The organism is Ruegeria sp. CDSA021, assembly GCF_059612325.1.
In genome coordinates this window covers 1-25,253 of the sequence record NZ_JBXWQJ010000028.1, presented here as the reverse complement: position 1 = coordinate 25,253, position 25,253 = coordinate 1, and the positions used below count along the sequence as shown (strand labels likewise).

24 protein-coding genes are annotated in these 25,253 nt (G+C 56.0%); 16 read left to right on the top strand and 8 right to left on the bottom strand.

Annotated elements, in window-relative coordinates; genetic code table 11:
* Positions 1–843: helix-turn-helix domain-containing protein (locus AC2FLD_RS21590; protein ID WP_496674209.1), on the top strand; the 843-nt coding region annotated here is incomplete at its 5' end.
* 537 nt (positions 844–1,380) lie between these two features.
* Here AC2FLD_RS21590 and AC2FLD_RS21585 read toward each other — a convergent pair.
* Positions 1,381–1,800 (bottom strand): DoxX family protein, encoded by a 420-nt coding sequence (locus AC2FLD_RS21585; protein WP_496674206.1) that lies wholly within the window; start codon positions 1,798–1,800, stop codon positions 1,381–1,383.
* Positions 1,749–2,774: a helix-turn-helix domain-containing protein gene (locus AC2FLD_RS21580; protein WP_496674204.1), complete on the bottom strand. Its 1,026-nt coding sequence runs from the start codon at positions 2,772–2,774 to the stop codon at positions 1,749–1,751. The genes AC2FLD_RS21585 and AC2FLD_RS21580 overlap by 52 nt, the downstream gene beginning before the upstream one ends.
* A gap of 184 nt (positions 2,775–2,958) precedes the next feature.
* Here AC2FLD_RS21580 and AC2FLD_RS21575 point away from each other — a divergent pair, with 184 nt between their 5' ends.
* From AC2FLD_RS21575 to AC2FLD_RS21550, 6 genes are all read left to right on the top strand, one after another.
* Positions 2,959–4,317: a metal-dependent hydrolase family protein gene (locus tag AC2FLD_RS21575; protein WP_496674201.1), complete on the top strand. Its 1,359-nt coding sequence runs from the start codon at positions 2,959–2,961 to the stop codon at positions 4,315–4,317.
* 65 nt (positions 4,318–4,382) lie between these two features.
* Complete coding sequence (locus tag AC2FLD_RS21570; RefSeq protein WP_496674198.1) at positions 4,383–5,774, top strand: metal-dependent hydrolase family protein; 1,392 nt, start codon at positions 4,383–4,385, stop codon at positions 5,772–5,774.
* Between the two features lie 105 nt (positions 5,775–5,879).
* A complete protein-coding gene (locus AC2FLD_RS21565; protein WP_496674195.1) occupies positions 5,880–7,532 on the top strand; it encodes an amidohydrolase in 1,653 nt (550 codons plus the stop codon).
* A gap of 62 nt (positions 7,533–7,594) precedes the next feature.
* Complete coding sequence (locus tag AC2FLD_RS21560; protein WP_496674192.1) at positions 7,595–8,359, top strand: DUF3299 domain-containing protein; 765 nt, start codon at positions 7,595–7,597, stop codon at positions 8,357–8,359.
* A gap of 61 nt (positions 8,360–8,420) precedes the next feature.
* A complete protein-coding gene (locus AC2FLD_RS21555) occupies positions 8,421–8,822 on the top strand; it encodes a hypothetical protein (protein WP_496674189.1) in 402 nt (133 codons plus the stop codon).
* A 62-nt stretch (positions 8,823–8,884) separates the two neighbouring features.
* Positions 8,885–10,108: a carbohydrate porin gene (locus tag AC2FLD_RS21550; protein WP_496674186.1), complete on the top strand. Its 1,224-nt coding sequence runs from the start codon at positions 8,885–8,887 to the stop codon at positions 10,106–10,108.
* 394 nt (positions 10,109–10,502) lie between these two features.
* On the opposite strand, the gene AC2FLD_RS21545 is transcribed toward AC2FLD_RS21550, so the two are convergent.
* Together AC2FLD_RS21545 and AC2FLD_RS21540 are read right to left on the bottom strand one after the other, a co-directional pair.
* On the bottom strand, positions 10,503–11,012 hold the full coding sequence (locus AC2FLD_RS21545) for a nucleoside deaminase (RefSeq protein ID WP_142638752.1): 510 nt from the start codon (positions 11,010–11,012) through the stop codon (positions 10,503–10,505).
* Between the two features lie 137 nt (positions 11,013–11,149).
* Positions 11,150–11,827 carry an ankyrin repeat domain-containing protein gene (locus tag AC2FLD_RS21540; protein ID WP_142638754.1) on the bottom strand — a complete coding sequence of 226 codons (678 nt, stop codon included), beginning with the start codon at positions 11,825–11,827 and terminating at the stop codon, positions 11,150–11,152.
* A 54-nt stretch (positions 11,828–11,881) separates the two neighbouring features.
* Between AC2FLD_RS21540 and AC2FLD_RS21535 the strand changes: the two genes are divergently transcribed.
* On the top strand, positions 11,882–12,226 hold the full coding sequence (locus AC2FLD_RS21535; RefSeq protein ID WP_282121165.1) for a WGR domain-containing protein: 345 nt from the start codon (positions 11,882–11,884) through the stop codon (positions 12,224–12,226).
* Positions 12,227–12,286: 60 nt separating this feature from the next.
* Here AC2FLD_RS21535 and AC2FLD_RS21530 read toward each other — a convergent pair whose 3' ends face one another.
* Complete coding sequence (locus AC2FLD_RS21530) at positions 12,287–12,508, bottom strand: hypothetical protein (protein ID WP_185956720.1); 222 nt, start codon at positions 12,506–12,508, stop codon at positions 12,287–12,289.
* A gap of 228 nt (positions 12,509–12,736) precedes the next feature.
* On the opposite strand from AC2FLD_RS21530, the gene AC2FLD_RS21525 reads away from it, so the two are divergent.
* The 8 genes from AC2FLD_RS21525 to AC2FLD_RS21490 all read left to right on the top strand — a co-directional run bounded on the left by AC2FLD_RS21525 (position 12,737) and on the right by AC2FLD_RS21490 (position 21,593).
* On the top strand, positions 12,737–13,159 hold the full coding sequence (locus AC2FLD_RS21525; RefSeq protein WP_185956721.1) for a DUF3768 domain-containing protein: 423 nt from the start codon (positions 12,737–12,739) through the stop codon (positions 13,157–13,159).
* A 219-nt stretch (positions 13,160–13,378) separates the two neighbouring features.
* A complete protein-coding gene (locus AC2FLD_RS21520; protein ID WP_496674183.1) occupies positions 13,379–15,238 on the top strand; it encodes a ParB/RepB/Spo0J family partition protein in 1,860 nt (619 codons plus the stop codon).
* A 177-nt stretch (positions 15,239–15,415) separates the two neighbouring features.
* Positions 15,416–15,952, top strand: coding sequence for a hypothetical protein (locus AC2FLD_RS21515; protein ID WP_282121162.1), 537 nt, complete (start codon positions 15,416–15,418; stop codon positions 15,950–15,952).
* Between the two features lie 246 nt (positions 15,953–16,198).
* On the top strand, positions 16,199–16,801 hold the full coding sequence (locus tag AC2FLD_RS21510) for a class I SAM-dependent DNA methyltransferase (RefSeq protein ID WP_142638764.1): 603 nt from the start codon (positions 16,199–16,201) through the stop codon (positions 16,799–16,801).
* A gap of 734 nt (positions 16,802–17,535) precedes the next feature.
* Positions 17,536–17,736, top strand: coding sequence for a hypothetical protein (locus AC2FLD_RS21505; protein ID WP_142638766.1), 201 nt, complete (start codon positions 17,536–17,538; stop codon positions 17,734–17,736).
* Positions 17,737–18,212: 476 nt separating this feature from the next.
* Positions 18,213–18,638, top strand: coding sequence for a ribbon-helix-helix protein, CopG family (locus AC2FLD_RS21500; RefSeq protein ID WP_496674180.1), 426 nt, complete (start codon positions 18,213–18,215; stop codon positions 18,636–18,638).
* On the top strand, positions 18,635–20,470 hold the full coding sequence (locus AC2FLD_RS21495) for a relaxase/mobilization nuclease domain-containing protein (protein WP_142638770.1): 1,836 nt from the start codon (positions 18,635–18,637) through the stop codon (positions 20,468–20,470). The genes AC2FLD_RS21500 and AC2FLD_RS21495 overlap by 4 nt, the downstream gene beginning before the upstream one ends.
* Before the next feature lie 85 nt (positions 20,471–20,555).
* Positions 20,556–21,593 carry a hypothetical protein gene (locus tag AC2FLD_RS21490; RefSeq protein WP_496674177.1) on the top strand — a complete coding sequence of 346 codons (1,038 nt, stop codon included), beginning with the start codon at positions 20,556–20,558 and terminating at the stop codon, positions 21,591–21,593.
* A gap of 391 nt (positions 21,594–21,984) precedes the next feature.
* On the opposite strand, the gene AC2FLD_RS21485 is transcribed toward AC2FLD_RS21490, so the two are convergent.
* The 3 genes from AC2FLD_RS21485 to AC2FLD_RS21475 form a co-directional block, all read right to left on the bottom strand.
* The gene (locus AC2FLD_RS21485; protein ID WP_496674174.1) at positions 21,985–23,163 is read right to left on the bottom strand and encodes an acyl-CoA dehydrogenase family protein; all 1,179 of its coding nucleotides are present in this window, start codon (positions 23,161–23,163) and stop codon (positions 21,985–21,987) included.
* Positions 23,164–23,355: 192 nt separating this feature from the next.
* Positions 23,356–24,375, bottom strand: a complete 1,020-nt coding sequence (locus AC2FLD_RS21480; RefSeq protein WP_496674171.1) for an AraC family transcriptional regulator — start codon at positions 24,373–24,375, stop codon at positions 23,356–23,358.
* 128 nt (positions 24,376–24,503) lie between these two features.
* Positions 24,504–25,253: acetyl-CoA C-acyltransferase (locus AC2FLD_RS21475; RefSeq protein WP_496674168.1), on the bottom strand; the 750-nt coding region annotated here is incomplete at its 5' end.

The following is a 25,253-nucleotide window of genomic DNA, read 5'->3' as shown; positions in this document are numbered from 1 at the left end:
TTCGTTCACTCAGAGCTGGTCTACGGTTTGGTGAATGCCTTCTCAGACGTGTCCGGGGATCGATACCTTGGATTGAATGTAGGGGAAGCGTTTGACCTACAAGGATGGCCGCCCTTCGCTCAAGCCTTGCAATCTACAAAAACGCTGTTCGAGTTTTTTACCCGCTTTGTTGAGCTCGTGCCGCAGGAGTCCAATTCTGTGCGGCACAGCCTTGTCATTGAAGCAGACAAAGCGACTTATCGTATCGAGAGGCAACAGGAACCAACCGTCCCACCCATTCAGGTGACCGGTTTTGGTGCCGCAATCTATGTACGCCTATTGCAGACCGTCGTCGGAGAGTCCTGGGACTCTTCCCGTGTGCGATGGGAAAGCAGATACATCAATGGGCTGCCTATCGACTACAAAGGGATCGAGGTTGGCCTTGGGACTGATCCCGGAATGCAAATTAGTTTTCCTGTGGAATGGTTGTTTTTGCACCACGTCTCTGAGGGTTCTGCCAAGCCCATAGCATCACTTCGACAAGATGAAGAAGTAACCGTGGTGGCAGCTTTGCGATCTGTCTTACGCGACAAACTGGATGAAACCGATTTGGGACCAGAGATGGTGGCTGGAATGCTGGGAATACAACCGGAACGGTTTCTGAAAGCGCTTCAAAAACAAGGCACAACGCTACCCCGTGAGATCAAACGGCTGCGTGTCGATGTCGCTAAGAAGCACCTCCGAGAAGACAAGATGACAATAGCGGAGATCGGCCTGATGCTCGGCTACTCCGACAAGTCCCATTTCACCCGCTTCTTCCGAGGTCAAACCGGAATGACACCGACCAAGTTCCGAAGCAAGTAAATGTGGTCGAGCCAAATGAACGCTTCGAAGATTAGGTCCTCGTGGGATCAGTTCGGAGAAGTTGTAGTGCGACGTTGAACAGGTTAGTCGACGACATGAATGGTTGGTTGCCACCGCCGATACAACCTCTGCAACTGGCCGTTTCGTTGTGTATTTCGGAGTTAGCAAAGCTTGGTTGCGAAGGTCCGCTTCGGGCTGCGTGCGGCCAATCATGCTAACAGCAGACAACGATGGCACCGAGCCCAATTCAGTCGTTTACAGCAGACAACATGATTTCCTGAACGTCGCGCATGTCCTAGTCAATGGCTTGGTGCAAAACTGAAAAGCGTGATTGTGAATGCCTGCTTCAGGCTGGGGACCAGCCAATCATGCTTGCTGCGGAGAACGGCAACACTGAGCCCATTTTGACCGATGCTGCGCGATGTCCCAATGACAGCAATGCGCAGAAAGCGGACTTCGCAAATTCGAGAATAAGGGCCCGTTGTAGACGTTCCATCGCTGTCCCGGGGCTGCCTGGCATCGGTCGGGTGGCTGTCGTTACAGCACGTTTAGAAGTTTCGAATACTCAGCGCTCAAAACAAGAGCCGCAAGTGTCCCTGTTATCGTCGCCGGTATACCCTGCTTCCAAGTATCGTACACTAGATGGCAAAATATCGCTCCGACAGATGTGCTTAGCAACGCAAGTGCTCCTAGCGGCCCGATCCAGGACGATTGAAACCAGATGGCGATTGCCCCGAAAAGTTCTCCGCATCCGACGAGGAACATGATCTGCCTGTTGAGGCCGTAGCTTTCGAACATGCCCAACTGGATTTCAAAAATCTTCTTTTGCCACCCAAAAATCTTGATGGATGAAGCAAAGAGAAAAAATGCAGATAGAAGACCGATGGCGATGTTCAGGAGCAATGCTAGTCCTTCCGGTTTGATTTCTTGTAGGCTGCCGGAGAAAGGCCCGTCCATTTACGAAACGCCCGAGAGAACGCTGTGGGGTCGGCATACCCGAGCCTTCGCGCTGTTTCGCCTACGGAAGTGTTGCCTTCGACGAGAAGGTTTTCAGCGGCATCCTGTCTTAATCGCGCAATCACCTGCGAGGCCGTCAGACCATAGGGTTTCAGCCGGTTGTTAAGCGTTTCGCGATGAAAGCCACAAAGGTCGGCTAAGGCATCGACACCAAACTCCGGTTCAGCCAAATGCACCCGTATCAGTCCTTCCAGTCCGGCAAGAAAGTCCTGCGGTGCGGCCAGATCATTCTCTTTAATCCTCAGGTCTGACGGGTTTTCCAATGCCTCCTGCGTCAGCTGGTAGCTCAGCCAGTTTGATGGAAACCTGATAGAAAACCCCTGCGGCGCACACTGGATTGCTTTGACGCCATGAAACTGTTCGGGGAGCGCATCCGGATCACTGACTTGCAGAACGACCTGGTAGGGGTCCCATCTGAAATCCAGAACCCGATGCAAAAGGGATATCCAGACGCTGGCCAGAAACGCATCGGCCTGCGCCGGTGAAACAGAAACGGCAAAGTTTCGTCTGGCGTGGAAATACGCGTGCTCGTCTTCGACAAGGAGCGATTGGGTGACAGCATTGGATTCCTTGGATACCGCCTGTGTGAACCTTGTGAAGAAGTCTCCGAGAGTCAGAGCGTCCGCCAACATGTTGCCATGTGGCAGAAACCGAACAAGGTCGACGGACTGACCGACTTTGGCGCAGAACACCGGTGATGAGGCATCTGCTACAGCCTGAAAAATCTGGTAAACCGTGTCATGGGGCACGAAATTCTGCCGGTCCATCACCTGGGCTTCATTTAGTCCCAGAGGATCGAGGACGAACGCCGGTTCGATGCTCACCTTGCGAAGGGCGGCGACAACAGGACCCGCAACGGACGCCCTGACGAGCGGCAGTGTCTTGTCCGATTTCTTGATACGTTCGCCGGTCATCGCGCCTCCTGTTCGCTGAAACTAGGACAGAGGCGCCGGAAACTTCCACCGAAAACGCGTCGAACCTTGCAGATTGCCAAAACTAATTTTCAACCTCTGACAAGGTGTCAGGCAATTTTTTGGCTCAGTCCCTAAACTCACATTGGGAACCCGACTTCTTTGATTCGCCGAAAGGAATGCCACAATGCTGTCGAAACTGGCCCAAATTCTGACGACGACCCTTGTCGCGGGTCTTTTGTCTTCAGCCCATGCCGTTGCACAGGAGGAAAGCTTTCCGATCCTCTTCACCAACGTGCATGTCTTTGACGGCGTGAACGAAGAGCGGATCGAGAATGCCAATGTTCTCGTTGTTGACAACCTGATTGCCGAGGTCTCGACCGAGCCTCTGGCTGTGGCGAATGCTCAGATCATCGACGGCGGCGGGCGCACGCTGATGCCGGGGTTAATTGATGCGCATGTGCACATGGCCATCACCGAGCCGATTGCGGACCTGAGGGACAATTTTGACTGGATGTACTGGGGCGCGGTTTCCACGGTCGAAGCAGAAAAGATGCTGTTGCGCGGCTTCACCTCCGTCCGTGATGCGGGTGGACCGGCGATGGGACTTCAGAAAGCCATCGACCGGGGCAAGGCCGTGGGTCCGCGCATCTATCCGTCCGGCCCCGTGATCTCGCAAACCTCCGGACATGGCGAGCACAGGCACTACACGGAACCGCACCCCAACTTCGAAGGGTCCTCGCCGTCGTTCTTCAACCAGCACCTTGAGTTTCTCGCTGACGGTGTCCCGGAAGTTCTGCGCGCAACGCGCGAAGCGCTTCGCCTCGGAGCATCGCAAATCAAAGTCATGGCGGGCGGTGGCGTATCCTCCAGTGTGGACCCGCTCCACACGGTGCAATACCTGCCCGAAGAACTGGAAGCTGCGGTCAAAGCCGCGGCGGACTGGGATACCTACGTCCTTGTCCACGTCTACAATGACGAGAGCATTCTGCGGTCCATCGAAGCCGGTGTGCTGAGTATCGACCATGCGCAATTGATGACCGAAGTCGGCGCGCAGGCGATCAAGGACGCGGATGTCTGGGTCGTGCCCTACTATTCTCTTCTGGGGTTGGATGAAGAAGTCGTCATCAAGGTGCTTGGGCCGCTCGCCGCCCCCAAGTTCCTGGCCGTACAAGCTGGCGCCAGAAACCAGATGAAACTTCTGAAGGAATTCGGCATCGAAAAGGTCGCCTTTTCCACCGACATCATCGGGGACCCTGCGGCGCTCACCAAGCAGAACGATGAATTCAAGTATCGACTCGAAGAGTGGTCTTCTTATGAAGTTCTTTTGCAGGCTACGTCTAAGGCCGGTGAATTGCTTGCCCTGTCAGGTCAACTCAACCCCTATCCCGCGGGTCCACTCGGCGTGATTGCAGAAGGGGCCTATGCGGACATTTTGCTCGTCGAAGGAAACCCGGTCGAGGATGCCCTGATCATGACCGACTACGAGAACAACTTCGATCTGATCATGAAAGACGGCGTGATCTACAAGAACACACTCGACTGAGTGTCGCGCGGGGTGAAGTTACCTCGGCATCCCGCGCACCAAAACACTGAAAGAAAGGCCACTCGATGAAACAGCTTAAACAGATTGCAGTGACGGCAAGCGCGTTCGTATTCGCGGCGAGCGTTTCGTTTGCGCAGGACGCTTTGCCTCAAACACTGTTCACCAACGTCCATGTTTTTGACGGTGTGAACGAAGCGCGGATCGAAAACGCCAGCGTTCTGGTTGAAGGTAACCTGATTAAGGAAGTTTCGACCGACGCCATTGACGCGCCGGACGCCACCGTGATCGACGGCGACGGACGCACGCTGATGCCGGGTTTGATCGACAGCCACGTTCACCTGAACCTGACCGGTCTGTTCACAAGCTTTGGTGGCGCGGAATATGCCAATTGGGATGGTATTGGCGCAATGGCGGCTGCGAACGCGCGTGACTACCTCATGGATGGGTACACGACGGTTCGCGATGCCTGTGGTCAAGGCGATGCGATGAAGAAACTAATCGATCAGGACATAGTCGTCGGACCGCGGGTTTACCCAAGCGGTGCCTGCATCGGTCCGCAATCCGGTCACACGGACTGGCGCAGCCCGCGTGCCCGCGCCGAAGGTGGCCCTGTCACACAGGTCGAGGAACTTAATCTCGCGGTCGTCGCAGACGGCGTAGACGAAATCAGAGCAGCCGCGCGCAGAAACCTCAGCTTCGGCGCCACGCAGATCAAGCTTACGGTTGGCGGTGGTGTTTCCTCTGAATTGGACCCCCTCTGGTCCGTTGGATACAGCGTGGAAGAGATCAAAGCCGCAGTGGACGCGGCCGCATTTTATGACACATATGTGTTCGTACACGCCTATACAGACGAGACTGTTAAACTGGCTCTCGATGCCGGAGTGAAGGTCATTGACCACGGCCAGATGGTCACCGAAGAAACCGTAAAGCGCATGGCAGATGAAGGTATTATCTGGTCGCTTAATACGGCGGGGTTCTCACCGATCCTGTTTGAGCACCCCAACTTTGCGCCCGGCACGCCCGCAGGTATCAAACTCGCGGTTGCTCAGGACCAAAGCAAAGATCTCATTGAACTGGTCAAGAAGTACAAACCCAAGATTGTGCACAATGTTGATACAGTACTTTCAACGCTTGATCAGGGCCGTGCTCACCGCGATTTCGAAAAGTACCAGTTTGCGGACTGGTTCGGAAATCACGCCATGCTGGTTTCGGCCACATCGGCGGGGGGCGAGCTGGCGCAATTGACGGGACAACGCAATCCTTACCCCGAGAAACTGGGCGTGATTGAAGAAGGTGCCTATGCCGATATCCTGATCGTCGATGGCAACCCGCTTGAAGACTTGTCCGTATTGGGAGCCCAACCGAAATGGTTTGACGCAGAACCCCGCCAAGAAGGCTTTGATACCATCCGCGTAATCATGAAGGACGGCAAGTTCTACAAGAATACGCTGGACTGAAAAGCTCAGGCATTTTGCAATCTGCCCATGCCTGCGCCGGATCGAACCTTTTCTGGCGCAGGCAGACAGCCCAAACAGTAGTCGCCCAACTCAAGGAAGAAACCAATGCGTATATCTCCGATACTCGCCGCAGTTCTCAGCGTTTCCGCTGGATTTGGGCAAGCCCAAGACACAACAGTTTTCACCAATGCCAACGTCCTGACCATTGATGACGAATTCTCGGTGGCGGAGGCGATGGCGATCCGGGGCAGCCGTATTCTAGCGGTCGGGGCTGAAGCGGATGTGATGGCCGAAGCTGGGGAAGGTTCAACGGTTGTTGATATGGCAGGAAGCACAATTATGCCTGGCTTCATTGATGCGCATACTCATCCTGTCGGCGGCGGTGCCTCTTCTGTCTTTGACAATGTGGGAGTTGACCGTTTTTCCACAGTCGAAGAGGCACTTGAGTACATGAAAGAAGCCTCAGATGGCCAAGGACCTTCCGATTGGGCATTGTTCGTGAACCTCGATCTGGCAACGCAATCCTTTGCCGATGGCCTTGTTACCCGGGATCATTTGGATTCAATCGCGCCCGACACGCCGATGGTCATCTGGCAGGCGGGTGGTCACAAGATGACCGTAAATTCTGTTGTTTTGGACTTGATGGGGGTGACTGACGACGCGCCGGATCCCGAGGGTGCACAATTCGGGCGGTTCGACGACGGCCGTCCAGACGGAAACTTGTCCGGTGGGGCGCTTTTGTTCGGTGCGTTGTCCGTTATTGAGCCTTATCAAAATTACGACCGCGTCGAAGGCACAAAGGCAATCGCTCAGGATTGGGCGACAAAAGGGCTGACAGCCGTTGGCGTGGCCGGGGTTGCCAATCCCGGAGATTGGGAAGTCTTTGAAGCTCTCGGTGCTGACGCTGAGTTTCCAATTCGTACACGTAGCTATCTTCAATGGGCAGAACTCGACGCTTGGGACGAAGCGGGCGTTGAACCTGGGCAGGGTGATGCCATGGCGCGGGTCATCGGCTGGAAGATTTCGGCAGATGGATCAAATCAGGCATACACAGGGCTGCAGCGCGAACCCTATCTGAATTCGGATAACTACGGGCTCGCGTATATGCTCCAGAACGACATCAACTTCGCGGTATATGACGGGACAAGACGCGGCGGTCAGATGGCCATGCATGGAAATGGGAACGCGTCCATCGACAACATCATCGCTGCGGTCGAAAGAGCCCGTGCAGAAGGCGTTGACGTTGTTCGACCGCGTATTGAACATTGCTCGATCACCGAAGACGATCAGATCGCCAAGCTCAAAGAACTGGACATCTCGTGTTCTTTCTTGATTGCACACGTACTCTACTGGGGAGGAGCGTTCCGGGATACCGTGTTCGGCCCTGAAAAAGCGGTAAAATTGGATCGCACCGGCAGCTTTGAGAGAGCCGGTGTGCCCTATTCTTTGCACACGGATTATTCTGTCTCAGTTCTTTCTCCTCTGGAAATGGTAGAAGCTGCAGTCACAAGATCCCTTTTTACGGACCCGGAGACAGTATTGGGCGAACATGAAAGAGCCTCGGTCGATATGGCGCTGCGGGCGGTTACAAGCGTTCCGGCATTTCAACTCTTGTCAGAAGAAGAGATCGGCAGTCTTGAGGTCGGCAAACTGGCCGATTTCGTGATCCTTGCCCAAAACCCCCGCGAAGTAACCGCCGAACAAATCAGCGAAATCGAAGTGGAGCAAACCTGGATGGACGGGAAGAGAGTTCATTAAAATCTCCAGCCAGCTTTCCAAGTTGGCTGGAAGCCCCGGAAACCAGAAAGCGAGAACCTAACATGCGCCAATTCATTTCTGCCCTTGCTGTTATTATTGCAGGAAACCCGCTTTTTGCAGAGGTTGCGCAGATCAATTGGGCCGACCTAATCGACCAAGGCGTTCAATCCTACGAGGACCCTTTCCGTGATCTGAGTTACGAACAGATCGACGGCTTGCGGCAGGTGGTGAAATTGCAATCTGAATTGGAAGGAGAAAATCCGTCGGCAGATGCTGCGGAGACGCTGGCCGAGGTCAAGAAATCCCTTTCCAACGAAGGTGTAGATGCCGATTGGCTTATTTCCCAAAGGTGGGTTGTCGCCGACCGGAGAAAGCTGGCAGGAGAAGCCGGAAATCCGGCTAAGGACGGGGCAATCATTAAGCTGGCTGGATTTGTCATCCCCGCGCCCGCATCAGCGGACGGTACGCCAGTTGCCTATTTGGTTCCAGAGCGGGGAATGTGCAGCCACGTACCACCACCACCGCCAAACCAGATGGTTCGCTTGCGTCTGACCAATGGCTGGAAGCCGACCGAGATGTATGAACCAATTGTTGTGACGGGACAGTTGCAAATCCAGCCGTCGGATGAGCGGATTTTGGTAGTAGACGGTTCCGTTTCAATGCGTGCCACCTTCGAAATGGATGTTGCTGACGTTCAAACGTTCAGTAAAAATGACGTCCGCCAGTCAGTGGGCACTACCGATCCATCAGCCGCCACCAAGGCTTGGGCGGAAGGTCTCGCCGAAAAGCTCAAGCAAAGCCGTCAATCTCAAACAGAGAACCAATAACCTCATCCAACCTCCGGATTTGCCTCGTCTCGCTGCAGGTTCACCATCGAAAGGACGTACAATGAAACATCTTATCCTGGGGGCTCTTATGGCGGGATGCGCCACATTGGCCACTGCAGAAGACACCCTAAAAATGCGCACGTTTCTGTTCATCGGCGCGTCCAACAGTACCGCTTGGGGAATGCAGATTGCAAATCCGGGCGATCGTGCAGCCAGCGTCAAAGGTGGAATTGAGGCGCTTGGCGGAGAGCTTCTCAGTTACTATTGGGGGCTCGGAAACGGGAAGAACTACATCACGGTCTCACTTCCGGACGATTCCACGTTCATTCAGGCGTTTTACGTCAGCCGTCTTGGGGATGGACTGCTCGATGACTACCAGATGATCGAACTGATGAGCAGTGCGGACATGGCCGTGGCGCTGGAACGTGTTCCCGAAATCAAAGCTGTGGATGACGTAAAGTGATTGGAGGTTTGTCGCACCAGAGATCGTACCTTCCACCACGACCGACCCTTGCCACTGCATTATTGAGCGCCTTTTCACTATTTGGCGGTGCTGCTGATGCCCAGGAAAATTCTGCTCAGGCGAAACTGGAGGCCGCAGCCCAGGTATCGTTGGGTGGTCCGGGATCAGCCAGCGCGCAGCAGGAGCAAGACAGGTTGCGCCGGCTGGAAGATTCGCGTTGGCCCGGTTTGGACCGTGCCATTGATCCAGCCGAGACCGCTTTGGGTCGATTTCGGGAAAACACCGGATTGGCGCTCAGCTTTGATTACCAGGCTCTATACCAACGCAGTTCTCACAGCCTGACCGGGCAGGACGAATCTGCATCCGGTCAGCTCAGGATGATCGGGACGTGGGAATTGGCAAACCGGGGTGGTGAAAACCCAGGTAGCCTTGTCTTTATTCTGGAGAACCGACACCGGTTGGACCAGTCCATTGCACCTTCAGCGCTTCCTGCGCAAATTGGATATCAAGGGGCAACCGCGGTCACGTTTGGGGACACAAACACGACCTTGTCGGTAGCTTACTGGCAACAAGCCTTCGCAAACGGGCGCGGAGGAGTGGTGGCGGGTCGGATCGATCCGGGCGACTACTCTGACATTCTGGGTTACGTGAACCCACGAACGACCTTTTCGAACTTTTCAATCCTGTTTAGCCCGGTGTTGCCAATCCCCGATCCCGGTTTTGGTGTCACGGTCGGCGGCTATCTGACGGATCAGATTTACGCGTTAGGGGTGGTCAGTGATGCCAATGGGTCTCTCACAGACGTTGAGTGGTTTTCCGGGGGTAGCGAATTCTTCAAATACGCCGAGATCGGCTGGACGCCCGAAAAATCAAAACGATTTCTGACAAACGTTCATCTGGGGATGTTTCACACGGATGCGCGCCAACAAGTTGGCGTACCGGAAACATATGGAGCCACACTTTCTGCCAACCATACATTCGACAACCAACTGATGATCTTCGGACGGCTGGGATGGTCCAATGGCGGCGGTGCGTTGGCCAGGCATGCAGTCAACGCAGGCTTGATGTGGCGACCTGGCACCTATGATGATCTCTTTGGCATAGCGGCCACTGTTGCTGAGCTGACGACACCAGGATTGCCCAATCAAACGACACTTGAAGCTTTCTACCGTTTGGACCTGGCTGACAATCTGGCGCTGACGGCAGACGTGCAATACTTGAAAAATCCCGGATCAAATTCGAACGATCCGCTGGTCTTAGGATTGAGACTGAGGGTTAATCTTTGATGCATGCCGCGTAGCAGTTTCCGTTCTGGCTTCATTTTGGTCGGAATGGCGGGGGGCGGCACGTGAGTGGGTCGCCCCCAACTATTAGGGCAATTGTAGGCTCAGCCGTTGCAAACAGAACAGTACGAAATTTCCGCATCTCGAAAATTGCAAAGTCTAGTTTCGAATGTCCGGTTTGGGCTGAGACCAGTCATCAGAAAGCGATGAGCCTACGGCAACTTTGTCCGCACTGTGTGAATTCAGCATGACCTTAATCTTGCTCTCGCAGCGAACGGCAGGTTCGACGGGCCGCACCGCAGCGGAGGAGACCGGTGGTCAACGGCGGTTGTGGGCCGGACTTCCCACCGTGGGAGGCGAATGCAAAATGAAACGTTGCTGATGGCTGAGAACCATACTAACTGCAAAGCTTCGGGGAACTTGCGCTCGTGATTTTCCGGCCGTAGAACATCAGGCGGACTCCAGCCCAGTATGCCGCGGCTTCACACATGGGACATGGTCGGGAGGATGAGTACATGACCGATCCGGTCAAATCTCGGTGATTAAGGCGTCGCGCGGCATCCCTGATCGCGGCCATTTCAGCGTGGGCCGTGGGGTCTTGATCCAAGATGACCCTGCTCCATGACTGGCCAATAATGACATTGTCGCGCACCACAACTGCGCCATACCCTTGATCTCCATGGTCAATCGCATACTGACGCATCTCGAAGGCGCGCTCCATGAATGAGGCATCTTTGGGATCACTTGGCTGAGGTATAGCGTCGTCCGCACCCGAAGAAGTTTGGCCCAGGACAGAGCCACTCAAGCCGACCGTCAGCGCGCCAAAGCCTGATGCAGCAAGAAAGCTGCGCCTCGCGCAAACAAGCGCGCTGTAGCCGACCTGTTTACTTTTTCCGATCTTGTTCATTTTGCCGTTGTCCTTGGGATGTCTTCATCTTTGTCGCCACTCTACCACGCCGAGACCTTGACCCGAGGTCGGTCATATCCAAGCTGCCATCGGTGCCTGTCCGGTGAAACTCACCGCTTCCGCCTGCCGGACAGGCCTCAATCCTCTGTTCTCAGCCGCTCTGCCATCTCGGAAAATCCGCGAAGTTCGGCGTGTTCGAGTGGGGTAATTCCGTTACGATCGGCAAGCGATCTGTCAGCACCCGCAGCCAATAAGGCATCCAGAACCGCAAGATGATCCGGGCCGCCGTCGCCAAGCACAACGGCTTCGATAACGGCTGTCCAATGAAGATTGTTCACATGGTCCAGAGGCGCGCCGGCGGCGATCAGCCGTCTGACAATCTCGACATGACCGAGATGCGCGGCCGCGATAAGAGCGGTTCCGTCATAAGGGCTGGTCGTGAGGCCGGGATCGTTGCCGAGCTCAATGGCGAGCGTCATCAGTTCCGGATCATTTGCAACGGCCGCAATCGTGACCACGTCGTAGGCCTGATCTTCAAGTGCATTCATGTCGGCGCCAGCCTCAGCCAGTGCACTCAATGCCTCGTCCTCTGAAGCAAACGCGGCCACATGGGCTGGTGTGCGACCCCACGAGTCCCGCGCGTTGACGTTTGCCCCTGCCGCAACGAGTTGCCGGATCATTTCTTCGTTGCCGGTGTGAGCGGCTGCGAAGAGACCGTCGTATTGCGCGACCTCATCAGCCGAAGGCGGTGTCTGCGCCGCACCCGCGTTGGCGGCAAGACCCATCACGAAAGCAAATAGTAGAAAACGAAACATGGCAGATCCTATTACCTACATATTGGTCAGCTATAGTAGTAGCGGATGCATTCGATGTCATTTTCCGTTCAGGATCAGGGTCCTTTCCCGGGAATTGATTTCGCAATGTCATTGGACAGAAGGGCTGAATTGACCGACAATCGCGTCATGGAACTGACAGCAACGACACCTGTCCACCTGATCCATGTGGACCCCGACGTTAACATGGCGCGGTTCTATGGAATAGAGTTGCAGCCGACGTTGTTTGGCGAAGTTTCTGTTCTTCGTACCTGGGGACGTATCGGCACAAACGGGCAAGCCATGTTGGTGACGTACGAAGACGCAGCCCAAGCTAGTGAAGCGCTTCATAACCTTGAAAAGCAAAAGCTCCGACGAGGGTATGTTCCGGTCGGTGAGTGATTTCGGGCTGCGGCCTTTGTCCCTTGGCAAATCCCGAGCCAGCTGGCTCGTGACCGGGCTCTAGGTTTCAGTCGGCATGCCGGCTTCCACCCAGAACACCCCAGAATGATCTCCCTGCCCCAGTAGCCCCTGAACCGTCTCTTGCGAGCCGGGCAGGGGCTTTGGGTCATGGTCGGTCCATGCCGTGGTGATCTGCCCGTTCGGGTGACGATCCCTTTTGCGCTCCCGCAGGATCAAAGATCCTTTGGCTTCTTTTTTGTTGGTCAGGCGGGATTTGGGCAAGCCAAACGCCCCCCCGACGTCAGGGGGAAGGCGCGGCCTCCCCCCTCGGACAAGACAAATAGACAAGACCGTGTCCTCGCGCGTTGCGCTGCGGGCCGCACCACTCTTGTCGATTTGTCCTGTCTCGCCCCTCTCCGCGTTCGCCACGGGGCAGGTTTTAGAGACGACGCCCTTTCAGGGCTCGGCTCAAAACCAGCACCAAAGGGGATCAGCCCCGGAGGTCACACCATGAGAGGAGAGACGGTTTTGAACCTTGAGACGACAAATGACATCGAAAATGACACCAGCCTTCAGGCGGCAGAGATTGCGGTCCAGAATGACCTGTTTCGGAAAGCCCTGATCGATCCGACTGCAGCCATTGAGATGCAGTCCAAAGGCATTCAGGGGCAGGTGTTTGTCACGCCCGGCGTGTCAGGCGAAGGGATGGAGTTCCAGACCGCAGCTTTGAAGGCGGTGGCGTCGGATGACCAGTTCGATGAAGGCAATGACCCTTATGGTGATCACACATTCGGGACGGTGATCGTCAGCGGCCAAAAGCTGTTCTGGAAAATCGATCTTTACGACGCGGATTACACATACGGCTCCGACCGCCCGTTTGACCCCGCAGTGACGCGTCGCGTCCTGACCATCATGTGCCCCAGCGAATACTGATCCCAATCCCAAACCAGAAAGGAGGTGAACACCATGAGCAATGAAATCTTGCAGCAGCGTATCGCAGAAGCGTGGGCGCTAATCAGGAAGGGCGATGACTTCGACATCGGACGCCGCTTCCTGATCCAAAACGCAGCCGTTTAAGCGGCCTCGCTCTACCCCCACGAGGGGTAGGGCACCCTTAACACAAAGCAAAACACTCAAACAAGGATTTGCCCCATGAGCAAACTCGAAACATTCACCGCACCGGAAATCATCGAAGCCATCGCCCTGACCGATCTCTACCTGTCTGAATTGAACCCGCGTCAGGAGGTTTCTGAGGAAGGCATTGCCCTGCTGGCCGACAGTCTGGTCATGTGCGGCCTGATCCAGAACCTCAGCGGTCTGCGCGACGCAGATGGCAAAGTCGCCATCGTCGCCGGTGGCCGCCGCTTGCGAGCTCTGAACATCGCCGTGACCGAACGTGCCGATCTGGCACAGGTGCCGGTCAAAGTCACGGATAATCCGTTTGTGGCCGAGCAATGGGCGAATGCGGAAAACACCGCCCGTGAAGAACTGGACCCGGTGGACGAGGTCCGCGCCTATGGCAAGATGGCGGAGAAATCCCTGTCTGTTGCCAAGATCAGCAACGCGTTCGGCGTGACCGAAGCCCATGTGCGCCGCCGCCTCGCATTGGCCGGTCTGCCTGCCGCCGTATTGGACGCGCTCAAAGCCGATGAGATCAGCATGGGGCTGGCCAAGGCCATGACAGTCAGCACCGAGGAAGAGAAAATTCTGGAGGTGCTGGAACAGGCCAAAGAGTGTCGGTGGTTTAGTGAGCATGATGTCAAACAGGCCCTGACCTCTGAGGCTGTCAGCAGCACCAACCGCAAGGCTGTGTTTGTCGGGCAGGAGGCTTATGTTGAAGCCGGCGGCACGGTCACCACCGATCTCTTTGCCGATGAGACCCTGTTCAATGAAGGTGAGCTACTGGACCGTCTCTTTGCTGAGAAACTGGCGACAGAAGCAGAAAAGCTGCGCGAAGCGGAAGGCTGGGACTGGGTGGACACCCATGACGAAAGCTACATTCCCTATCGGTTCTCGGGAAGTGAAGGCATGCACCGTCTGGAGATGGTGAGCCGGGACTTCACCGAAGAACAGGCCGAGCGGTATGACGAACTGGCCGAACTCTATGAGGCTGAGGCTCTGGATGAAGATGGCGAAAAGGAGCTTGCAGCGCTCGAAGACTATGCCGCGCCGTTTTACTCCGACGATCAGCGCATGCTGTCCGGTGTGTTTGTCTATGTCGGCAACACTGGCGAGATCAAAACATCCTCGGCCTATGTCGCGGCGGAACATCTCCAGGCCGCCATTGAGGCCGGTATTCTGGCCCCGGTCAAAGAGTCCGAGGCCAAAGAGAAACCAAAACCTGCCTATTCGCAGAAGTTCATCGACGACATGGTGGCGATCCGGCTGGCGGCGGTTCAAACGGCTTTGCTGGACAAGCCTGACTATGTGCTGAGCCTGTTTGCGTTCTTCACCACCCCGGCCTCCGGTCTGACCAGCACCTTGTTTGGCTTTGGCGGCGCTGAACGGAATACGCCGGAAATCGACGACCAGTTCATCCTCGACCCGCGTCTTGGCGGGGAGCGGGATGCGGCAGCAGAGGCAGCCTATGATCAGTTCCACGAAATGGCCGCACAAGGCAACGTAGAGGCGTTCAAAGCGTTTCGCGATCTGGGCAAGAAGACCCGCAATGGAGAGATCACAGCTTTTCTGGCCCGGCGGTTCCTGACCCAACGCCCGGAGTTCATGGGCGAGATCGAGGCTGAGATTGGTGCCGGCATGCGCGCGATCTGGACCCCCTCTGCTGAGAACTGCTTCAAACGGCTGAAAGGCTGGCAACTGGATGATCTCTACAAGGACCTGCTGGACCTGCATGGCGACACGGATATGTTCAAAGCCTTTGCGAAATCCAAGAAAGGCGCGAAGAACGAGGCGATGCACAAGCTGTTCAACGATGCAAAACATCAGGTGGCATTGGGTGTGTCAGAGGCACAGAAAGCGAACATCGACGCTTGGGTGCCGGATTGCTTCTGAACCCAATGGGGCAGGGCGCACAGCGCCCTGCCTATCAATCTCTGGCTGTGTCATCCTCAATGAGGAAAACTCAAAGTGGCATTGCGTGAACACCCCGTCGCGCATAGCTAACAGAGGTCGGTCACCCGGCTCATTCTCAAAAGCGATCACTTGATCAAAACGGATTTGGATAGACCCATGGACACCACTTCGAACAAGCTCGAAAAAGCCGCTCGCCGTGTCTGGAAATCCGCGCAGATGTTTGTCGGGTTTCATACGGATCAGAAGGGCAAACCGCGCGAACAGCCAAAGCTCTGGCCGCCGAAAAACGGGAGCGCGTCGATCCATGGTGACCCCAGCGCGCAAGAGGCCATCGTTGTTGTGAAAGCGGCTGATCCAGAGGCGGCACAGGACGTGCAGATCAAGCTGCATCCGAACCGTATTGTTGTGCGCCGCGATGCGGAAATGTGGTGGCAGGGTGTCGCCGTGGATGAGCATTCTGTGACGGTCCGCATGGCCGACAACACGATCATCGAAATCCGACATGACGGGTCGGTCATACGCCGCTCGGCGGAAGATGAAACCCATGTTGAAGCCGATGGCAGTATCTTCAAGTTCACCGAGTTTGCCGAGGCGCATATGACGGGTGACGGGGTGGAAATGACCCGCCGCACCGAGGATAGGATCGCTACGATATCAGCCGACGGTGTTGTCGATCGCGCGCGCAAGCGTTAGCCTGGTTTCAATACCTCGAGACTTTCCTTCGGTTAAACTTGTGGCCCGCTTCGGTGGGCCTCTTTCTTGCGGGAAAGATTGTCGGCAGAGGCTTGCCGAAGTCGCCTCTATTCCTTCCATATGCCGTTCCAAACCCATGTTGACTGTTGTCGCCAACCTAGCCAATGTCGCGCGTTCGTATCGATGCGTCTGCCTCAGCGTAGATGTGTTGGAGCCGATGAAATCCCACAAGGAAGCGTAAGCAACATGACCGATGACTGGAACGACTATGCGGATGGCTGGGACGACAACAGCGACGTTAGACGCTACGCAAACCACGCTTTTGCCTCGCTCGACGACCACTTGAATCTTCGTGGGAAGGATTGGCGATCAAAACGCGTGCTCGACTTTGGATGTGGTACCGGATTGCTGGCGGAGAAAATTGCACCGCATGTGGCGGAAGTTTTCGCGGTTGATACTTCGGAGAATATGATTGACGTCCTTCAGAACAAACAGCTGCACAATGTCAGGGCCGTTCACGGAGATATGCTGGCTGGAGATGTTCCGGAATTAGGGAATGAGTTTTCAGAATTCGATTTGATCTGCGCGTCTTCCGTTTGCGCCTTTCTTCCAGATTACAGTGGCGCCGTGGCAGTACTGGCGGGTTTGCTCAACAAGGGTGGGCATTTTGTGCAGTGGGATTGGCAAGCGTCAGATGATGACGGCTTTGGATTGACGCTGAATCAAATGAAGGCCGCGCTGGAGGCGGCACGACTAGGCTCCATTCGGGTCGAACAAGTATTCGAAATCAATTCTGATGCGCGGACGATGCCGGTTTTGATGGGAGCGGGCATTCGCAATCCGGAATGAATTTGAGTGTGGATGGGTGACAACCAGTGCGTCCAGTTAGCCGGCCATTGATATTGCTCAAGTGCGTTCAAGACTTTCGGATGAACAGGTACCCTTTCCTTGAAAGCTTCGTGCTCCAGTTCGCCCGATGAGCCTGGACCAGGCAATTCTGCTTCTGGCAGCGAAGCTCAAGTCTGAGTGGTGGCGGAAGTTATTTGGTCAGATTCCACCCCGCCAAATTGAGTCCGGCTGATCACCTGATCCGCGCAAGCGCGGACTAGGGCCGGACCGTCCGGTCTTTGGCCTCCGCCAATTCAACAGGGCGACTTGCACCGCTAGCGGCCCTCCATTCTTTAGGACGAGTGTCATACCGGTTGAGAAAGGACACCCCGCACTCCGCACTCGAAACTGTGCGCCGCGCCTGCGTCGGACCGAAGCAATGTTGCTGCCATAAACTACATCGCTACGTTCAAATGACCCGCGTGCAACGATCCCAGAAATTTTTGCCTTTTCACTTGGCCTGACAGTTTCAAACTCGTTGCCTCAGAAAATCCTAGGCTGCCGTGTTTCTGAAGGGATGAACATAAGCGGGCAGTCGGGGAAGACGCGCGGTGCCCGGTCCGGGCATCGCGCTTCAACAGGGGATTTCCCCTGCGCCTGCGGCGCATTCCGCGCGGACCAAATTCCCTGCTGACGTCCCCTTGATGCCCGCTTTTCCCATGTTCACCGAAACACGTCATAGCGAGGATCAAACAATGGCAACTCAAACTCTGAAACTGAACGTCAAGACCGGTGAAAAAGAAGGCAAAAACTTCTGGGATCGTTGCGGGGTTCTCTTCGTCAACACCGATGAGACTGGCAACATCACCTCGATCCAGGTCAAGCACAGCATGTTCCCCGGCGTCGAGATGGTGGCCTTCCCGAAGCGCACCGATGACGATCCCGTCACCGAATGACATAAGGGCAGGGCGGCACAAGCCGCCCTTTCTTCTGCTCCGGCCAAAACCCGGACCACAGATGCGCCACGTGTGGCGCGCGGTCCAAGGACCGGGCAGGGGCGGTGACCTTCCGCGGTGCGGCAGCTCTCAATCCTGCCACACCCGCCGCGCATGCGGCGGGAAACTGAGCGCGCTGAGGCGCGCGGAAAATGCCATACTGAACTTGAACGTGCCGGTATGTGACGGGCGCTGTTCGTGCAGCCCATGCGGTGCATGATTGCCCTGCGCCGGTCCACCGGCACCCACGCCTGCTGGCTGGAAAAGGGGCGGGACCCTTTTCCCGGCGTGGAGATTGCCTCCAAGAGCAAAACTGCTCCGAGGGCGATTTGAGAAAATGCGGATTTCTAAAATCACCCCCGGTTTCCTCTTGGAGTGTATGACAGGATAAGGTAGTTGTGTTACAAACTCAAAATACAACCTGAGATAGATTTTGAATGAGCGAGCGCAGACCCTCTGACACCACCGTCTTTTCCGTGCGATTGCCCGTGGATGCGTTGGAGCGTCTGGAGGCAGCCGTGGACGCGCTCGGGATCAAGAGCCGCAACCAGATCATCCAGCGTTTGATCTATCGCCTGATCGGTTATCTCGATCCTGACCCCGCTGTTGTGGATCTCTGGCAGAAGCATTTGCGGCAGGTTCAGGGCGGGTACACCAACCTCAATCAGCTTGCGAAATCGGCCAAGCGCGGCACGGTGATCTGGACGGATGACGACCGCCGCGACGTCGAAAATCTCCATCGCGCGATCATCCAGCACCGGCAAGACCTGAAGGCGATGATCACAGCGGCCCGCCGAAACCGAGAGCCAGAATCCGCCATTCGCCGGATCTTGCGTGACGACGATTGGGCACCTGAAGAATGAACGCCGCAGCCCACGGTCTGACAGCCGGAGACTTCCTGGAACTTGCCTTCCGTGAGGCTCAGAAAGGTGTCGATCATTCTAAGCGCATCAGTCAACAATTGCAGACCGCCAAACGCATGAAGTTCATGGTTTCGCGGGCCTCATCCATCAAAGCACGGCTTGGTGCCGTGGTTGGAAAGCCCGAGGCGGTTGTGAAACACGTCCGCAAAGGCGGGGTGAAAAACGCGCATGAGCTGCGCCGCCAGATCAACTATCTGACCGTCAGGGCAGAGGGCGTGTTGGACATCCGAGACAATGGCGTGACCCCGCTCGATGCGGATCAGGTCAGTGATTTGATCGAGACTTGGGCCGAGGATTTCAACGGGAAAACCAACTACGGTTACACCCGTCACATGATCGTTTCTTTTCCCGAAGGCACCTATCCGGACGCCGCTCATGAGGCCGGTTTGGAGTTCGCAGATCGGCTATTTGGCAGCGGTGATTTTGGCGATACCTGGGACTACCTGACTGTGTTCCACAACGACACTGACAACCCCCATGTCCACATCGTTGTGAACAACCGAGGCGTCGAACATGGGCAGTGGTTGGCTATGGGTATGAGCAGCGAAATGAACATCGACGTCCAGCGCTCTATCCAGGTCGAGGTTGCTGAGGAATACGGAATTGAGCTGACCGCAACGACCCGCCTTGAGCGCGGTTTGCGGCAGGAAGTCGAGACCGATACGTGGAAAGTTCAGGCCGGAATGTCGGTTGTTGAAACCACTCCGGACGTCGAAGTTACGGCCCGCGACATGGCCGCCGATGTGATGACACTATCCATCGCAAGAATGTCGGATCTGTTTGATGAGCGCGCCAACGCCATCAAAGACCGGATCGAAGAGTTTGCCATCAAGCTCGTTGAAGGAGAGGAACCTATGGTATCGAGAATGGAACATCTATTGGACCAAGCCCATCATTTTGATGATTACGGTGAGCCGGGAGACCCGTCTTATGTGTCGCCCGAAGTCATGAGTAACTTGCGGCGACACATCGAATTAGGCGGTTCTGAGGAAACAATCGCGCCCGAGCTGAAGGCTCAGGTTGTTGCCCATATCAGCGACGTTCGGGACAACGAACAGAGCCATCTGTATCTGTCTGCCCTTGCTGACATTGTGGATGACAAGGAGTTCCAGGGGTCCGCAGATTACGCCCCGGCATCACGCCGTTACGATGTCTATATGCAGGACACCTTGGGCGAGGGGGCCTATGAGGACTTCCAGACTCAGACCAATGAATTGCTGCGATCCATGGACAAGATGGAAGGGCTTGCCCGTGAGGTTGACGACCCTCATCTGCGTGTCGCTATGGATATTCAAATTGGCGAGCTGAAGGGCGACGTTGCGGATCTGCGCACCAACGATCCGGACCTTCAAGCCTTCATCATCGAGGACCGCCGCTATTCAACGATGATGGGAATGGGCACCGCTGAAATGGATGTCCTGGACTATCCAGAGGCCGACAAGTGGGCGGCGATCCGCAAGGAAGTCACCGACACAGCCAGCAGCTACGGCCTCGATGGCGAGGCGTTCGTTGCCCGCTTTGGCGATCATCAGAACGTCACTTTGGGCACAACAATGGGATGGCGCAGCGACGACATTTCGACCGCCACAGCCCACTTCCAGGCTCAAGGATTGTCGGATAGCCACGACCGGGCAGAGGCCGTTGTCGACGAGCTGCACCAGCTTGCTTCTTCCAAGATCATCGCAATCTCAGAAGAACTTTCGGACGTTCACGCCCACGCAACGCACCCGCTCTTGCAAGGGCACGGTGACGATGACGGTCACAGCCTATAGGACTTCACCCGGTCTGCCCGAAGAGTGCGCCAATGCTCTGAGCAGATCCATCACTGAGTTATCCATCAACTCGCAAAGGAAAACTATGGTTTCGCGTACAGACTATCTTTTGAACGAAGTCGAACACTTCGCACCCTATTCCCAATTTGATCAATCCGCCCCGCGCGAGGATCGCGTTTCTGAGCAGATCGACATCATCATGAAAGAGCAGCAGGCAATGGGCTATGATCGTGCCGCCATCGCTTCAAAGAGCTTTGACATCGAGGACCAGGCCAACCGCCGTGTTGACGAACATACGGCGCAACAAGATCTGGTCGAAGAACTGAAAATCGAATTGGAGGCTGCCGAGCGGTCAGGGGAGCCGGTTGATCTGAACGATATGCAGGCTTTGGTTTCTCAGCACATGAACGATGCTCAGGAATACGACCTGTATCACCCCTATTATTCGTCCCTTGCGGATCTGTCCGGCGACAAAGGTTTTCAGGATTCCGACGACTACCAGTCGCCCGGTGATCGCTATGTTCAGTATATGCAATCAGCTTTGGGGCAGGCCGGTTTCGAGAACTACGAACAGCAGACCAAAGACATCGTGAAATCCATCGAGAACATGGAGGCTCTTGCCCGAGAGGTCGAAGATCCGCACTTGCGCGCCAAAATGGACGTGCAGATCGGAGAGCTGAAGGGCGATGTTGCTGAACTGCGCCCATACGACACCGACCTGCAGGCGTACACTGTTGCTGATGACAGCTACACCACATCCATGAATGCAGCCGAGTTGGACAACCTGGACCCGTCCGAGGCCGAAAAATGGCTGGCTGTGCGTGATGACATTGTGGTGGCCGCCAACAGCTTCGGTCTCGACGGAAACAAGTTCCTGGCCCGCTACAACGATCATGACAGCGTTTCAGTCGGCACAACGGCGACTTGGAAAGACGCGGACATTTCCACCGCTGCTGCCCACTTCAACAGCCAAGGCGTTCCGGACAGCTACGAGCGCGCTGAGGCCGTTGTCGGTGAGCTGCACCAGGTTTCATCCAGCAAGATTGCCGCAGTGGTGCAAGAGATTACCCATATCCGCGAACAGGCCACCCACGTCCATGAAGATGATGGCCACACCCTTTAACGACGGAGGACATAATAGATGTTTGTTCGCACTCCGATCTTGTTTGCTGCCATCACTGGGGCTTGATACGCGACGAAAACATACACAGAAAAGCGCCTCACAAACCACCAACGGTTTGCGCTGGCGAATGTGTTGCCGGGAACAGCGAGATTACCGGATTGGAGCAATGTGGGGACTGTTCAGATTGGGGCGAAATCTTATCGCAGGACATTCCGGGTGTTCGCTGCGCTGCGTTTAAATGGGCAAGATGCGGACAAAGGGTGAATCCGCTGCGTTTGCACCAAGGTCTGCAATCTCGAGTAACCGGCCGCATGTGTGCGGCTGGTCTTTCGACTTTACCGATCTCAGAGGAGATTTTCAGGTTGGTTCCGCTTCACCGGGGGTGGGACGTTCAGCCGGTTTCACCAAATCCTTTCGGTACTGGCAGGTCAGGCAAGGTCGCCGCTCGTCTTTGCAGGGCCCGCCCAATGACCACCCGGCTGATTTCGGTCGTCCCGTCCACGATCCGCAGCATTTGTGCGAGGCGGGACAAACGATCCAGACCATAGGGCTGCAACAGCCCCATACCGCCCATCACTTGCGTGCAGGTGTTCGCAGCCTTCACTGCGGCATCTGGCACAAACCGTTTGGCATGAGCGGCCATCAGAGGGCCTTCGGGTGTGCCAAGGGATTCTGCCGCCCTTCGATAGAGCAGCTTGGAGGCTTCAAGATCGGTTGCAACCTCGCCGAGCATCCACTGGATCCCGTCCAGATCGAGGTTCTTGCCACCGAACATCTTGCGGTTCTTGGAATAGGACAGCGCCGTGTCCAATGCGGCTTGCATCAATCCACAGCATCCTGACGCAATCGAAACGCGGGCGATATCGATCGCCATGAGCGAGCCTTGCAAGCCCTGACCGATCGGCAAGATGATGTTGTCGTCACTCACCACGACTGTGTCCATGTACATCTCGGCCAGCGGCAGGAAGTTATAGGACGGGGTGTCGTAGAGCGGACCAAAGCTGAGGCCCGGCGCATCGGCTGGAATGGCGATCATCGCCATATCCTGGTGGCCGGGCTCATTGCTGGTCTTGACCACGGTGAAATAGATATCAGCCTCGGTCGCCAGGCTGACCCATGCCTTCGCACCGCTGATCGTCCATGTGCCGTCGTCATTGATCACGGCCCGCGAATACATGTTTGTGGCATCCGATCCGGATTGCGGTTCGGTCAGTGCAAAGTTCGCCAGTTTGCGGCCAGAGGTCAGGTCTCGCGCCCATTTTTCCTTGAAGGCATCTGTGCCATAGCCGCAGCCCGCGAACGTACAGATGTTATGCATCGACAGGGCAAAGGCATAAGCGCCATCTCCGAGCCCCAGCTGTTCGTAGACCTGAATGCCCTCTGAAAGTGGCAAGCCCTGGCCGCCAAACTCCTCGGGGGCGTAGAGCCCCGTCAGGCCAACGGCCCCGGCCTTGTCTGACGCATCACGGGGCCATGTCTTCGTGGCGTTCCAGGCGTCCACATTGGGCAGGATGACCTGCTCGGCGTGGTCGCGTGCGGCCTGGAGTATGGTGGCGAGTTTGTCTGACATTGATGGATCCTTTCAATGGCGATTGTTCTCAGATGACGCCACAACCCGGCAATCGTGGATGGCCGGACTGATGAGCTATGAAGGCGAAACTTCAGCTGAAAATGCTTCTCTGCGGCAAGACTTAGCGAGCCAGCCCGTTAAGCTCTATCTCGTGTGCTGACAGATAATTGTCCAAAAGTGACAAATGGCCGCTTATGTATGTGATTTGCGATATGCGCTGGGTGTACTGCCGGTCCAGCGTTGAAAGGCCCTGTGGAAATTGGCAGCCGAGGAAAAGCCGACATCATGTGCGATGGCCTCAACGCTTTTGCGTCCCGCTTGTAGATCGCGGATCGCGATGTCGCGCCGCAGGGCATCCTTGATCGCCTGAAACGACGTCCCATCCGACTGCAACCTGCGGATCAGGGTGCGCGGGGTCATGTGCATTGCGGATGCTGTCTGGGTCAGGGTCGCCGCGTCCCATCCCGTTTGGCCCAGATAAGTGCGCACCCGCAGCGATTGGGTGTGTTCACGCGAAGAGGTGAAGATCCAGTCCCGGGGCGCGTTTTGCAAAAACCGGTCAAGATCAGCTGTACTTCGAGTCTGCACTGGACCCAGTGCATTCGGGTCAAACGCGATGGCGGTGGCGGGTTGGCCAAACCGTAGCGGTGTGGGAAAGATGATCGCGTAATCCTGATCAAAGTCCGGGCGGTCAAATGCGAAATCGACGCCCCTGACCGGAACCTCGTGCCCTGCCAGCCAAGACATGAGCCCGTGGGCAAGTTTGAGGATCAGCATATGTCCAAACCGCTGAAGCGGCACTTCGCCTTGTGGTTTCAGGGTAAGCACCAACGCGTTGTCGGCGTCCTCCAGATCAAACTGATAATCATCCAGCAACAAGTTCCAGAACGTTGAAAACCGGTAGAGCGCCGATGCAAGAGACGTGGCTTCCCTGACAGTGGTCAGAAGATGTTGTAGGGCCCTCGGCCGGACGGGTCTGCTCCAAAGCCCCATCATCTCATCACCGGTCTCAACTGCGGCAAGTTGATAGAGGCAAACGATCTGATCCAGCGTGACGCGACCATTCGGCGAGCGCGTATCCGCGTTCAGACCGGACCGGCTAAGCAGCGACGCCATCTGCGCCTCTGGGCACAGGGCACGCAGCGCCGCCAGCCAGTCATCGACAAACTGGCTGGAAACCGTGGAAAGGATCGTTGGCGTGACATTGGTCATAACGCCTCAGGAGGTATCACCAATTCCGGTCGACATGAAACGCAGGCTTGCAGATGGCGGCCTTCGCAGATGACAGAATGTCAATGTCTCAACCAGATAACGCTCTGCTTGAACTCATTTCAGTGGGGTCAGGCGACTTCGAACAACGCTGCGGCCCCCATGCCTCCGCCAACACACATGGAGGTCACCACGTATTTTACGCCACGACGCCTCCCCTCAAGCAGAGCGTGCCCGACTTGTCTCGCACCTGTCATGCCGTAGGGGTGGCCAATCGATATCGCACCGCCGTTCACGTTGTAGATTTCGGGATCAATCCCAAGGTGGTCGCGGCAATAGAGAACCTGGCAGGCAAAGGCTTCGTTAAGCTCCCAAAGGCCGATGTCTTCGATGCGAAGACCTGCATTCTTAAGCAGCTTTGGAATGGCATAGATCGGGCCGACCCCCATCTCTTCCGGTGCGTTTCCTGCAACAGCCATGCCGCGATAGATACCTAGCGGTGTGAGACCCTGTTGCTCAGCCATTTTGCCTTCCATGAGCACACAAGCCGAGGCCCCGTCAGAAAGCTGGCTTGCGTTTCCGGCAGTGATCAGTCCTCCTTCGACAACCGGGTTCAGCTGGCCAAGTGTTTCGGCCGTCGTACCCGGCCTGTTGCCTTCGTCTTTTGACAAGGTCACTTCTTCCAGGGTTTCCTCTCCGGTTTCGCGATTCTTGCCCCGCTTTATCGCAGTGATCGGGACAATCTCGTCATCAAAGGCGCCAGCAGCCTGAGCCCGGGCCGTCCGACCTTGGGAAAGTGCAGCATATTCATCCTGGGCGTCACGACTGATCCCATATACCTGCGCCACATTTTCCGCCGTCATCAGCATCGGCATATAGGC